This is a genomic window from Kitasatospora sp. SolWspMP-SS2h (assembly GCF_003259315.1).
In the GTDB taxonomy this organism is placed as follows: domain Bacteria; phylum Actinomycetota; class Actinomycetes; order Streptomycetales; family Streptomycetaceae; genus Kitasatospora; species Kitasatospora fiedleri.
Genome location: NZ_QLLT01000004.1, coordinates 177,902 through 191,359 on the forward strand (window position 1 = coordinate 177,902; position 13,458 = coordinate 191,359).

The 13,458-nt window shown below is 71.0% G+C and carries 9 protein-coding genes and 1 pseudogene; 5 read left to right on the forward strand and 5 right to left on the reverse strand.

The window, feature by feature from the left end; genetic code table 11:
* Positions 1-5: 5 nt before the first annotated feature.
* Positions 6-1,952, forward strand: a complete 1,947-nt coding sequence (locus K353_RS06725) for a DUF4357 domain-containing protein (protein WP_111552649.1) — start codon at positions 6-8, stop codon at positions 1,950-1,952.
* Positions 1,949-3,163, forward strand: a complete 1,215-nt coding sequence (locus tag K353_RS06730; protein WP_111552650.1) for an McrC family protein — start codon at positions 1,949-1,951, stop codon at positions 3,161-3,163. Before K353_RS06725 ends, K353_RS06730 begins: the two co-directional genes overlap by 4 nt.
* Before the next feature lie 52 nt (positions 3,164-3,215).
* On the opposite strand, the gene K353_RS06735 is transcribed toward K353_RS06730, so the two are convergent.
* From K353_RS06735 to K353_RS06745, 3 genes are all read right to left on the reverse strand, one after another.
* The gene (locus K353_RS06735) at positions 3,216-4,313 is read right to left on the reverse strand and encodes a three-Cys-motif partner protein TcmP (RefSeq protein WP_111552651.1); all 1,098 of its coding nucleotides are present in this window, start codon (positions 4,311-4,313) and stop codon (positions 3,216-3,218) included.
* 90 nt (positions 4,314-4,403) lie between these two features.
* Complete coding sequence (locus tag K353_RS06740) at positions 4,404-5,159, reverse strand: DUF5131 family protein (RefSeq protein ID WP_111552652.1); 756 nt, start codon at positions 5,157-5,159, stop codon at positions 4,404-4,406.
* A gap of 244 nt (positions 5,160-5,403) precedes the next feature.
* Complete coding sequence (locus K353_RS06745) at positions 5,404-9,405, reverse strand: AAA family ATPase (protein ID WP_158585364.1); 4,002 nt, start codon at positions 9,403-9,405, stop codon at positions 5,404-5,406.
* A 277-nt stretch (positions 9,406-9,682) separates the two neighbouring features.
* Between K353_RS06745 and K353_RS06750 the strand changes: the two are divergent.
* The 3 genes and pseudogenes from K353_RS06750 to K353_RS06760 form a co-directional block, all read left to right on the forward strand.
* Positions 9,683-10,123: pseudogene (locus K353_RS06750) on the forward strand (flavodoxin family protein); the annotation flags it as partial.
* Between the two features lie 108 nt (positions 10,124-10,231).
* Positions 10,232-10,594: a hypothetical protein gene (locus tag K353_RS06755; RefSeq protein WP_100835085.1), complete on the forward strand. Its 363-nt coding sequence runs from the start codon at positions 10,232-10,234 to the stop codon at positions 10,592-10,594.
* 63 nt (positions 10,595-10,657) lie between these two features.
* Positions 10,658-11,539 carry a class I SAM-dependent methyltransferase gene (locus tag K353_RS06760; RefSeq protein ID WP_111552654.1) on the forward strand — a complete coding sequence of 294 codons (882 nt, stop codon included), beginning with the start codon at positions 10,658-10,660 and terminating at the stop codon, positions 11,537-11,539.
* Positions 11,540-11,739: 200 nt separating this feature from the next.
* Here the strand turns inward: K353_RS06760 and K353_RS06765 are convergent, their stop codons facing one another.
* Complete coding sequence (locus tag K353_RS06765; RefSeq protein WP_111552655.1) at positions 11,740-12,957, reverse strand: cation:proton antiporter; 1,218 nt, start codon at positions 12,955-12,957, stop codon at positions 11,740-11,742.
* 4 nt (positions 12,958-12,961) lie between these two features.
* Positions 12,962-13,432, reverse strand: coding sequence for a cation:proton antiporter regulatory subunit (locus K353_RS06770; RefSeq protein ID WP_111552788.1), 471 nt, complete (start codon positions 13,430-13,432; stop codon positions 12,962-12,964).
* Between the last annotated feature and the right edge of the window lie 26 nt (positions 13,433-13,458).

Genomic DNA, 13,458 nt, shown 5'->3' on the forward strand with positions numbered 1-13,458 from the left:
CCGTCGTGGACAGCACTGCGTACCCCGATTTCCTGTTGAGCCTGCCCGGTGGCACGCACGTGGCCCGAGGGCGGCTGCTGGCGGACCGCGGCAGCAACGGCAGTCAGAAGTTCGTGGTGCTCGCGGGTTCTCCGGTGCGGGCCGAGGTGGTGCCGTCGTTCCCGATCCGGATGCCGTCCTCGTTCCGCTTCCGCGAGAAGCTGATCGCGGAGGGTGCGATCACCGATTCCGGCCGCTGGGCGGGGATGCTGGAGGTGGTGCACGACGTCGAGTGCGGCTCGCCGTCCGCTGCCGCCGAGATCCTGGTGGGACGCAGCGCCAACGGGTGGGCCGAGTGGAAGACCGCGGATGGGGCGCCGCTGTCCGATTTCATGCCGGGTGTCTGGGCGGGCCCCAACCGGGCCTGGCTGGTCCGCGGGGCCAAGGTGTCCGGTGTGGATGTCGTCCGTCGCCTCTGGCTCCCGGAGGGAAGGGTGAGCCTGTCGGCCGCGCGGCTGCGCTCCGGAGTGAAGCAGGGTGCGAGCAAGCACGAACTGCGGTCGATGGTCGAGGAGGACTACGAGTCGACCGCGACCTACAGCCAGAGACTCGAACTCGCCGGCGAGTTCCACGCGTTCCTGTCGCGGATGAAGCCGGGCGACACCGTGTGCACCCTCTCCGACAACGAGCTGTACGTCGGAGAGATCACCGGTTCGGCGGAGCAGGTCGCCTCGGAGGACGGGAGGTCGAACCTGCGCCGCCCGGTGGAGTGGCAGCCGGGCGGCCACCCCTACGACGAACTGCCGGAGGGGTTGCAGCAGAAGCTGTCGGCACAGCACGAGGTGGTCGAGCTGACGTCCGTGCAGGCCCTCATCGACGGGCTCGGCCTGACCGACGAGGACCTCGCCGCAGAAGCCGAGGCAGCCGACGTGGACCCCAGCGTCGAGCTCCCCGTCGTGACCGCCCGCCGCGAGCTGGAACTGCCCGAGCCCACCAAAGAACTGGCCGATGACCTGCTGGTGCACGACGCCGCCTGGCTGGGGGAGCTGCGGGACCTGCTGTGGGACGAGCGGCAGCTGATCCTCTACGGGCCGCCCGGCACCGGCAAGACCTTCCTGGCCCTCAAGCTCGCCGAGTTCCTCGGCGGCGGCCCCGAGCAGGTCAAGCTCGTGCAGTTCCACCCCTCCTACGCCTACGAGGACTTCTTCGAGGGCTTCCGCCCGCAGGAGGACCGCGAGACCCGCGAGGTCGCGTTCCGGCTGACCGCCGGCCCGCTGCGGGAGCTCGCGGACCTGGCCTCGCGTGAGGGCAACCAGCACATCCCGCACTTCCTGATCATCGACGAGATCAACCGTGCCAACCTGGCCAAGGTCTTCGGCGAGCTGTACTTCCTGCTGGAGTACCGCAACAAGTCGGTGCGGCTCACCTACTCGGGCGACGACTTCGCCTTGCCGTCGAACCTGTTCGTCATCGGCACCATGAACACCGCCGACCGCTCCATCGCGCTGGTGGACGCCGCGATGCGCCGCCGCTTCGCCTTCGTCGAGCTCTCCCCGCGGATCGAGCCCACCCGAGGCTTGCTGCGCCGCTGGCTCACCGCTCAGGACGCGCAGGACGGCGAGCCGGCGGACCTGCTCGACGCCCTCAACGCCCGCATCGACGACCCGGACTTCCGGATCGGCCCCTCCTACCTGATGAAGAAGGGCGTCTACCGGGCCGGCGGCCTGGACCGCACCTGGCGGACGAAAATCCTGCCGCTGCTGGAGGAACACCACTACGGTGAGGGTGTCGACATCGAGAAGCGCTACGGGCTCGACGCCCTGCGCGCGGTGGTCGCCCGCGAGCGGCGAGCCAGGGCCGAGCGCTTCGTCACGCAGCCGGGCGACCTCCAATGGTCGCCCGATCAGGGTGGCAGCTCCGGAAACGAATCCGACGACGGCGGCACCCCGGCCGTCGGCGCGCCCGCCCGATGACCACCGTCGAGCTGGTCGAGCACGCCCGCCCCACTCCGTGGACGCTCGACACAGCGATAGGCCAGGCCCTCGCCACATCCAAGATCGTCGATGCCGCACCCGACCCCTACACACCTGGGGTGTGGCTGCTGCGGGCGGGCAGCAAGGTCGGCGCGGTCACGGTCACCGCCCCCGGCGCCGATCCGGTGGGCGTCCGGATCACGCCGAAGGTGCCCATCGCCAGGCTGCTGTTCCTGCTCGGCTACGCCACCGACCCCAAGGGCTGGCGCAACGACACCGTGGACGTGCAGGAGCACGTGGACCTGCTGCCCGCGCTCGCCCACGCCTTCGAACGCCAGGTGGAACGCGCGCTGCGCCAGGGCCTGATCCAGGGCTACCGCACCATCGAGGACACCGCGCTGGTAGTCCGCGGCCGCATCCGCGAAGCCGACCAGATCCGCCGTCGCTTCGGCGCCGCGATTCCCGTGGAGCTGCGCTACGACGAGTTCACCGCCGACACTCCCGAGAACCGGATCCTGCGCGCCGCCGTCGAGCGCCTGCTGCGCCTGCCCGGCGTGCCGCCCCTGGTGCGCCGCCGCCTGCTGCACCACAAGGCCCGCCTGGCCGACGTCTCCCCGCTGGTGCGCGGCGTCCCACTGCCCGCCTGGCGGGCGACCCGGCTGAACGCGCGCTACCACCAGGCCCTGCACCTGGCCCAGGCGGTGCTGCGCGACAGCTCCGTCGAGCACCGCGCGGGTGACCTGCGCATCAGCGGCTTCCTGTTCGACATGAACCGCCTCTTCGAGGACTTCGTCACCGTCGCCCTGCGCGAGGCCCTGACGTCCCAACATCCCGGAGGCCGTACCGTGCTGCAGGCACGTCACCACCTCGACGAGGCGAACACCATCCGCATCCGGCCCGACCTGGTCCTCTACGGGCCAAGCGACCGCCCGCACGCGGTCGTCGACGCCAAGTACAAGGCCGAGAAGCCCGACGGCTTCCCCGAGGCCGACCTGTACCAGATGCTCGCCTACTGCACAGCTCTCGGCCTCGGCGAGGGCCACCTCGTCTACGCCAAGGGAAACGCCCCGCACGCCGTGCACCAGGTGCGGGGCGGCGACATCGTGCTGCACCAGCACGCCCTTGACCTCGACCAGCCGCCGACCGCACTGCTCGCCGAGGTGTCCGACCTCGCCGACGCCGTCTGCGCCGCTGCCGGTTCGTCCCTATGATCCGCAAGATCATCCCGACGGACCAAGGCGAGTCGCAGCACCTGATTCGGACTCAGAACAGAGCGTCCTGCGGGACAGCGGTGACGGTAGTCGTTCCGATGATCCGGCCAGGGGAAACCGTGAGTTGTTGCTCGTCCCGCATGCGCTTGAGCAGGGGTATCACCTGGGTGGGCCGGTAGACGGTCTCCAGCAAGGTGTATCTCTTGAGCTGATCGACGGTCAGGGGCGCCGGAGCGGTGCGGAGGTGTTCGAGCAGGATGCGACGCAGCGGGCCGGTGTCCGGTTCGAGCTCCAGGTCGAGGGCCTGCTGGTTGGGGTCCTTGGGGTCGCGATAGCGCACGCCGGAGGTGCTGTCCACGGCCCACATGGCTTCCTTCATCTTCTCGACGCCTCGCTCGTGGCGGGTGCCGAAGATCAGGTAGAGGAGGCGGCTGCCTTCGTCGATCATCTCGAAGGCCAACGTGTGCTGGAAACCGGCTTGTTGGAGCGACGTGCGGTACTGGTCGCGCAGGTAAGCGGCCTTGGCGCTGGACGGCTGCTGGAAGACGCCGTGCCAGTCGGAGTCGCCGAAGAAGGCATCGCCGGCGGCGCGGTGCTGCTCGTTCTTCTCGGCGAACCGAAAGAGGAAGGAAGGCTGGAAGGTGACCATCACCTCGTTGCTGTGGTGAGCGTCGGCTATCCGTCGCAGAAGGTCGAACGGCACCTCCGGGCCGCCGAATCCGTCGAGCAGGACGAACATCGGCCGGCGCATGCTGTCCGTGCGGGTCAGCTCCTCCAGGAGGACGGGGTGGCAGCTGCCCTGGCCGATCCGGACATCCAGCCGTCCCGACCGCAGCCGTCTGGAACGCGCGGCGGCTGCGATGTGCTGCTCCAACTCCGCCTTGCGCCGGGGGTCTTCTTCCAGCAGCACCATCTGCACCCGGCCCGGTCTGTCCTGAAGGGCGCTGGCGAGCACGTGGTAGGCGACGACTGGCGAGCCCTGCTCGCCTCCCCGGTAGACGCCGGGGCCCGCGAACCCTTCGGCGTAGACGACGGTGTCGTTGTACCGGAGCATGATCGGGGCCCATGCCTGGAGGTAGCGGCGCAGCAGGGCGTGCTTCGCTGCAGTGTGCGGGTCGCGGTCCCAGGTGACGTCCTTCGGTACCGACATGTGTCTCCCCGATGAGATCTGCGGTTGCTACCGAGGGGAGGATCACACAATCATCACGCGCTGAACAGGGTGCGTACACGGCTCACGGCATCATCCAACGGCGGTGCGGTGGCGTTCGGGCATGTCGTCCCAGGTGCGTCCCTGGAGATCGCGTCCACCGGCCTTCGGGTTGCGCCCGCCCCACTGCTTGAAGAAGAACGGCACGTCCGCCGCCGCGCAGGCGTCGCGGATCTCCAGTACCCACCGCGGGTCCATCGGTCGGTGCCCGGGGCCGGACTCGCCGCCCGCGATCACCCAGCCGATCCCGTCGAGTTCCAGCCCCGGCAGCGGTCCGAGCAGCGGCTCCAGCGAGAGGAAACGCACCGCTGCGGGAACCTCGCGCAAGTCGTTGACGCGCCCGAGGTGTCCGGCGTCCTCCACGGACACTCCCATCCAGAGGTTGGCCGGCCAGTCGAGCCGCTCGGCGACCCGGCGCAGCCGCACCGAACGCTTCGTCAACATCTGATAGGTGTGCTGCGGTGTCTCGGCGATCACCGCGAAGACGTCCCGCACGAAGGACAGCGGCACTTTGGCGTGGAACAGGTCGCTCATCGAGTTCACGAACACCATCCGCGAACTGCGCCACCGCCGGGGCACCTCCAGCGCGTCCCGGTGGACCGTCAGCCCGAACCCGGGCCCCGACGTTCGCGGGTCACCGTCCGCTTGGTACTTCGCGGCGCCCATCGCCTTCAACCGCCGTGCCAGGACCAGGGCGTAGCAGTTGTCGCACCCGGCGGAGACCCGGTCGCAACCGGTGGTCGGATTCCACGTCGCCTCCGTCCACTCGATACTGCTGCGATCACTCACTGCTCGCTCCTCGCCCCAGACGCGCGCTCGCTGCGGCACCGGCCGCACGGCACTGCCTACCATCCTCCGCGGACACTGCGATGTCGAACCGGTCGACATCAGTAGCAGAACCCGTCCGTCCGGAGACGAAACACGCTCTCGGGGAATCTTTTGGCGTTCAACGCTGACGGTTCGAAGATCCGGTGCGAGTACCCGACGGCAGAGCGCCGCCGTCGGGTACTCGTGTCACTGGCCGATCAGCGACTCAACCGGCGGCGCCGCCGACGGAGGAACGTCCCGGACCCTGCCAGCCGGTGGCCGCGGGCCAGAGAACGGAGACATCGAGAACCTGCTCGATGAGACCGGGGATCCACGGCTCGTCGGGCGGCGACGTCAGGACGACGTGGAGCCGCTCGGGAACCCCGTCGACCACCTGCCCGATCTCCCGCACACGGACCGCGCCGGACCGCACGGCGTGGTACGAGGTGTGGCCGACCGGAAGGACCTCGTAAACGATCGGCCCCCGTTCTCCGGGGCGGACGACATCGACGATCGACGAGTCCTGCGGCTTGTGGCCCGCCCCGAAGAGAGCAGCCATGAGCTGGTGGCGCACCGCCTCGTGCTGGAAGCACGACCGATCCGACTCGGCCGCTGCCGCGAGCTCGGCGGTCAGGACAGTAGTCGGCGCTGACACGGTGGACGCGTCCGAGGACTCCTGGCCGGTCAGGTTCGCCAGGGCGGCGGCCGCCCGATCGTGCCAGCCGCTGCTCCGCAGGACTTCGCCAAGGTGTTCCAGCATGGTGGTGTCAGGCGACCGTACGGCCTCCGGGAGACTACGGGAGACGTCCCTCAGCACCGTCAGATCGGCTGCGGACGGGGATCCGAGGAGCTGCCAGACAGGGAGCCAGTCGGCCTGGTCGCGGCGGAGGCAGCAGTTCACCAGCTCGTCGAGGCCCGAGTTGCCCGTCTCCGGCAGCTCCACCGGGATGCCCTCGCCGAGGGCGGTCAGGACCGCGAGCGCGGCTCGGTACAGTTCGGCCGACCGGTCGGAGATCGCCTGGCGTCCGAAGTCGTTGGCCGACACCAGGTGCACGCCGGAACGGTGCTGTACGACCCAGACGTCCAGCTCCTGCCCGGTCTCGGGTGCTCGGTCACCGGGCCTCAGCCGCAGGAGGTACCGCCGCTGCGGATCCTCCGGCACCGGGGTGACCCTCCAGTGGAGCTGGTCGCCATGGGCAAGGGCACGTACCCGCAGTTCGGTGCCGGGTACGAGTTCGTCGGCCCCTCCCAGGCCGGCCGCTGCCAGGATCTCCGCGTCCAGCGGGGTGGGGCTGCGGACGAAGACCACCGAACTGCCGTCGGGTGAGAGGTTCCAGGTGCGTGAGGCACCGAGAACGAGGTGGTTGCCTCGCAGTTGTGTCTCGACGTGGCCGCTGGACAGGTCCTCCGCAAGTGCGGTGCGAAGCCGGCCGAGGAAACCGGGGTCGGCCGGATCGGCCCGGTCCGAAGTGAGGTCGGCGTACGCGGCGCGCGTCTCCGCGCCCACCAGGATCTCTTCGGCCCCAAGGGCGCGCACGGCCGCCGTGTCCTGGAGCGCAGGACCGCGCTGGGCAACGGCGAGCCCGGAGGACCTGTACCGGGACGGGACCCCGGCCAGGTACTGTGCCGGGCTCCGTTCGCCGTGCACGCTCCGGTAGCCGGTCACGGCTGTCCCGTCGTGGCTCAGGACGAACCGGTAGCCATTGAGGTCGACGAGTCGGTAACCGTCCGATTGCTGCGCCTGGCGCCCGTCGGTCAGGAACATGGCGATCACACCGCGGATCTCGGCCTCGGCCTCCTGGTCACTGCCGCCGTGCGCGGTGACGAAAGCTCGCACGGCGGCCCTGGTCACCCGGAGCCTGCGGAGGAAGGCGTCCGACGCCTCCAGCACGGCTCCGAGGTCGGCGTCGACGGGCACCCTGGGCAGGTAGCGGGTCGGCGGCCGGTCCGGTACCGCGCCCATCCGGAATCCGCTGCAGGAACTGTCACGGCACCAGCCGTCCGCGTTCTCCGTGGGGAGCTTGCAGCGCTCGCCGTCCAGGTGGAAGCGCGAGCAGACACGGCCCATCGCCGGATCGGACGGGGGCTTCGGGGCGGGTTCGTCCGGTCCGACGGAGGGCAGCATGACCGCCGGCAGGGGCGAGGCGTGCAACACCGTCAAGGTCTGCGTGCTCCGGGTCAGGGCCACGTACAGCTGCCGCGGGCCCTCGGCACCGCGGGCGGTGATGATCGCAGGCTCCAGGACGAGCACGTGGTCGAACTCCATGCCTTTCGCCTCGCCAGCGGTCAGGACGGTCACCGCTTCCTGGACCTCGTCTGTCATCGCCTCCGCAGAGTCGACCAGGAGCTGTACCTGCTGGAGCCAGTCCGAGTCGTCGGGGACGACCAGGGCGATTGAGCGCTGGGTGCGACCGTCCGATCCGGCCAGCCGTGCCGCGTGCGCGACCGCCTCGGCGAGGAGTTGCCACGGTGGCGTCTCCACGATGCGCACGGGCTCCCCGTTCGCCTCCTTCACCGCGGCCGGGAACGGAACGGACGGGGCCACCGCCCGGGCCAGGGGAGCGACGAACTCCATGATCTGCGCGGGCACCCGGTAGCTGGTGGTGAGTTCTTCGAGGTGCCAGCCGCCCTGGCCCGCCAGGATCCGGCCGATCCGCTCCCAACTCGGGTAACCGTGCGCTCCGGTGGCCTGTGCGAGGTCGCCGAGTACCGTCATCGACCCCTTCGGGTTGCGCCGTCGTAGCGACCGGGCCTGCATGGGAGTCAGGTCCTGGGCCTCGTCCACGACGATGTGCGGGTAACTCGGCGGTGTCTTTCCTGAGATGAGGGCCCGCAGTTCCTCGAGGCACACCAGGTCGTCGAGGGTCCACGGCTCGTCCTCGGCACGCTCGGCGGCCGGGCGGGACAGCAACCCCTGCTCAGCCGCGTCGAACACGTCGGCTGCGCACTCGGCCAGCCTGCCGGACGAGTTCAGCAGGCTGCGCAGGGCCTCCTCCGGACTCAGGGGAGGCCAGACGCGTTCGACGAGCCCGGCGACCTGGCGATGGCGCTCGACGCTCTTCCGAACGGTCCGGTCGCGAGCACGCTGCGGGAAACCCTGCTTCAGCGCGGCCAGCAGGAGGTCGACGAGGAGGTCGCGGAAGTGGTCACGGCAGGCTCGGTAGTGACCCGGTCTGCTGCGGGCGGCCTCGAAGACGCGGCGGACCTCGGACACCGGAACCCTCAGCGGCGCGCTGCCCAGGACGATGGTGAACATCGGCTCGTCCTGCGCGTCCGCGGCGGCGGTGACGGCCGCGTCGATGGCGTCCGGCCGGCAGTTGCCGTCGACCCGGCGCCGCAGCACCACCGCCATGCGCTCGTCCGACTTGACCCGCCGCACCGGAGGGGCGTCCTCGCCCCGAACGGCCCCCTCCCAGAGCAGGGGGAGCTCGACCGCGGTGACATTGCGCGTGCCCAGCGTGGGGAGGACCCTGCCGACGTACTCCAGGAACCTCCGGTGCGGGCCCACCACCAGGATGTCCTGCGCCTGAAAGCGCTTGTTGTCGACGAGCCAGGTGACCCGGTGCAGACCGACAGCGGACTTGCCGGTGCCCGGGCCGCCCTGGACGATCAGGATGTCCGTGGACGGGCTGGCCACTAATGCCATCTGGTCGGGCTGGATGGTCTCGACGATGTCGCGCATGCGACTGCGACGGGCGCGGTCGAGGTCGCGGAGCAGCAGGTCATCCACGGCAGGCTGCTGAGCCACGGCGATGGGGCCGAACACGTCGATGGGGGAGGGCGCGCCGCCCCCCGCACTGGTGGCGGTCGTGACCGTTGGAGCTATTTCGTCGCGGTAGTCCCGGACCGTCCGCTCGTCGCAGTCGAGACGTCGACGCAACCGGACTTCTCCTGGGGCTTTCGGCGTGGCCAGGCGCCAGGCGGTGGCGAGCTCGTTCGTCCAGGATATGACGACGGTGTCGCGGGTCTCGGCATCGTGTACCGTCCGCCGCCCGAGGTAGAAGACCTCCTCCTCACCGCTCTTGTCCGACTGGGTATCCACCCGCATCGTGACGAGGTTCTCGCCCTCCAGACGGAACTCCTCCGCCCTGGCCAAGGACTCTGCCCTGGCCGCGATGCCGTCCTTCCCGGTGGCCGCAGCCCGGGCCGAGGAGGCGCCGGACAGTTCGGCGAGCTTTGCTTCGTAACAGGCGTACGCGCGATCGACCGCTCGTTGTTCGGTGGCCATTACGGCCGACCTCGGTGACGTGCCCATGTGCTTCCCTCCCGCGGGGGCCGCACTGAGCGGCCACCCGCCTGCAGCCGCAACCTGCTTATCAGAGCGTCCACGCGGGTCGAGTACGGAAAGCCACATTCGTTGCGCAAGCGTAGAGTCCGGAGCCCTCCGTGCCGTTGAGGGTTGGGCAAAGCATTGGGGCATTGCATCTTGTCGTGGTGCGAAAGTGCGGCACGGTTGTTGATGGATGGACTACGCTCCAGGTCAGCTAGGGTGCCAGAGTGTTCCGCCGGTCTGGCTCGGCGACAACTCCTCCGTCATGAAGCGCGTCGTCGAGCGGCTCTACGCCTGCTCGTCGGTCCTCAACGACCGTGGCCAGTACGCCTACTACGGCCGGGTCGGCGGCTGTCTGATCACCGGGAACGAGGACGGCGCGAAGCACTGCGCGATGAATGTCCTCTACAGCCTCCAGCACCTGGGCTTCACCGTCCCGCCGCAGGCCGACGCCGCCTGGGTCGGCGAGGCCGGGCCGGGGCCGTCCTACCTGGACGAGGGCTCCGGCGGCCCCGAGAACGACTTCACCAACCGGAACGTGACCTTCATGACCTGGAACCAGCTGCACCTGGCCCGGATGCTCAAGGACGCCGGCGGCCTCCCCGCCCACGGCAACCAGCGCTCCGCGTGGGACGCCGGCTGCCGCTTCGACTTCGAGAACCCCGAGCACCGGTAGGGCTCTCCCCTCCCCGTCCTACCCCTCCGGACCCGGACGGCGACTCGAAAACCGGAGATGCGCACGACCGCGTACCGCGGGGCCGGACGGTGGCCTAGGCTCGGAGGCATGTCGAACCCCGACGGGCTGCTCGTCGATATCGCCGCGACGGTCGAATCCGAGCACAGCAACCAGATGTCCGTGACAGTAGTGGTTCCCGGTGCGGTGATCACCGGCAGGCTCGCGCCGGCCGCCCTGTGGTGGGAGCGGGTGGCGGACGTCCTGCGCACGTCCGACCACCTGAAACCGTTCGCCACCCTGTTCAGCCACCCCGCCGAGCCCGCGCCCTCACCGCCCACCCACCTCCACCTGCACCGGGCGAAGATCCTCCAGGGCGACTTCGGCCTGCCCCACACCGGCGGCATGTACCGGATCGCCATCGCCGACATCAGCGCCTGGTCGGTCGGCGACCTCAGCTACTCCGACGACTGACCGCCCCCGCCCCACCGGGCCCCGCCCCCCGCCGGGGCGGGGCCCGGTGTGTTCAATGGGCCCATGGACTCCACGGACGGGAACGGACGGGCCGCCAGCCGGACCGCGGTGCTGGTCTGCCAGGGCCGGGCGGTCGCCGACGGCCGCACCGCGACGGGACGCTTCGCGGACCCGGTGGCGGTCCGGCTGCTGGGCCCCGCGGAACGGGCGGTGGTCGACACCGTACGGGCCGGCACCCCGCCGCAGGGCTGGCAGGCCCGCACCGGCTACGAGAGCGTACGGGCCTGCGCCGAGGTGGCGGTGCCCCGGACGGTCGCCATCGACGAGGCCCTGCGGGAACGGGCCGACGGCCAGCTCGTGGTGCTGGGCGCCGGGTTGGACACCCGCGCCTGGCGGCTCACCGCGCTCGCCGGCACCGACGTGTGGGAGGTCGACCACCCGGCCTCCCAGCAGGACAAGCGCCGCCGCCTGGCCGACGCCGAAGTCCGGCCCGTCGCCCGCTCGGTGCGCTTCACCCCGGTCGACTTCGCCGTCGACGACCTCGGCGCGGCCCTGGCCGCCGCCGGACACGACGCCGCCGCCCCGACCACCTGGCTCTGGGAGGGCGTCGTCCCCTACCTCACCCGCGACCAGGTCCGCGCCACCCTCGCCGCGCTCACCGCCCGCTCCGCCCCCGGCAGCGCACTCGTCCTCAACTACCAGGCCCCCTCGGCCGCAGCGACCGCCGGACGGCTGCTGACCCGGCTGCTGCGCAACTCCATCACCGCGGGCGAACCCTGGCGCTCCCGGTGGACGCCGGAACGGATGGCCGCCCTGCTCGCCGCACACGGCCTGCGGACGCGCTCCGACCAGGACCTGCTCACCCTCGCCCGGTCCCTCGACACCCCGGCCGCCACCCGCGCCCCGCTGCGTTCGGGTCGGGTGGCGGTCGCCGAACTCGCCTGAGGGGGTGGGGGGGAAGGGGAGGGGTCGCGTCGCGCTGTGCTCGGGCCGGGTGGCGGTCGCCGGACTCGGCCGGGTGGGCGGGCGGTCGGGGGCGGTGGGTGCCGGCGGGGCGTCAGCCGCCGACCGCCCGCCGCCCCTTCGGGCAACGGGCGGCGGGCAACGGGCGGTGGGCGGCACGTGGCCGTCGGTGGCGCGGGTGGTCAGACGCGGATGCCGGGTTCTTCGGTTTCGGGGTGGGGACGAGGTTCGGAGGTGGCGGTCCGGTCGCGGCGGGTGAGGCGGGCGGCGAGGGGTTCGGTCCAGCGGGCGGCGAGGGGGCCGATGATGACGAGGAGCAGGACGTAGGCGGTGGCGAGCGGGCCGAGGGAGGGTTCGATGCCGGCGGTGACGGCGAGTCCGGCGATGACGATGGAGAACTCGCCGCGGGCGACGAGTGCGCCGCCGGCGCGCCAGCGGCCCTTGGTGGCGATGCCGGCCCGGCGGGCGGCCCAGTAGCCGGTGGCGATCTTGGTGAGGGCGGTGGTGAGGGCCAGGGCGAGGGCGGGCAGCAGGACGGGCGGGATGCTGGCCGGGTTGGTGTTGAGGCCGAAGAAGACGAAGAAGACGGCCGCGAACAGGTCGCGCAGCGGGCTGAGCAGGGTGTGGGCGCCTTCGGCGGCCTCGCCGGACAGCGCGATGCCGACGAGGAAGGCGCCGACGGCGGCGGAGACCTGGAGTTTCTGGGCGATGCCGGCGACCAGCAGGGTCAGGCCGAGGACGACGAGGAGCAGTTTCTCGGGGTCGTCGTGGGAGACGAAGCGGGAGATGAGGCGTCCGTAGCGCAGGGCGACGAACAGGACGGCGCCGGCGGTGGCCAGGGCGATGGCGAGGGTGACGCCGCCGACCAGGAGTCCGGCCCCGGCCAGCAGGGCGGTGAGGATCGGCAGGTAGACGGCCATGGCGAGGTCCTCGAGGACCAGGATGCTGAGGATGACCGGGGTCTCGCGGTTGCCGAGCCGGCCGAGGTCGCCGAGGACCTTGGCGATGACGCCGGAGGAGGAGATCCAGGTGACGCCGGCCAGGACGACGGCGGCCACCGGGCCCCAGCCGAGCAGCAGGGCCATGGCGGCGCCGGGCAGGGCGTTGAGGACGAAGTCGACCAGTCCGGCGGGGTACTGGCTCTTGAGGTTGGTGACCAGGTCGGCGGCGGTGTACTCGAGGCCGAGCATGAGCAGCAGCAGGATGACGCCGATCTCGGCGCCGGTGGCGACGAACTCCTCGCTGGCGCTGAGCGGGAGCAGGCCGCCGTGGCCGAAGGCGAGGCCGCCGAGCAGGTAGAGCGGGATGGGGGAGAGGCCGTAGCGGGCGCCTATTCGGCCGAGCAGCCCCAGGGTGAGGATGATCGCGCCGAGTTCGATGAAGACGGTGGCGGTGTGCAAGCGTTCACTCCCTTCCGAGGATCACGGCGGCGGCGTCCACGCCTTCGCGGGTGCCGATCAGGATGAGGGTGTCCCCGCCGGCCAGCCGGAAGTCCGGGGCGGGGGAGGGGACGGCGCCGGTGCGGCGCAGGACGGCGACGATGGAGACGCCGGTCTCGGTGCGCATCCGGGTCTCGCCGAGAGCGCGTCCGTTCCAGTGCGAGGAGCCGGTCAGTTCGACGCGTTCGGCGACCAGGCCGAGGCCGGAGGTGTGCAGCAGGTTGGGGCTGTGGTGGGTGGGGGTGAGCGCGTCGATGAGCGCGGCGCTCTCACCCTCCGTCAGGTGCAGGGAGTGGGCGCAGGCGTCCGGGTCCTCGCGGCGGTAGGTGTTGACGGTGCGGGTGCCGTCGCGGTGGGCGATGACCGAGACGTGTTGGCGTTCTCGGGTGGTCAGGTCGTACCGCACGCCGATGCCGGGCAGCGGGGTCGATTGCAGGCGCGAGACGGGCACGGTGCATTCCT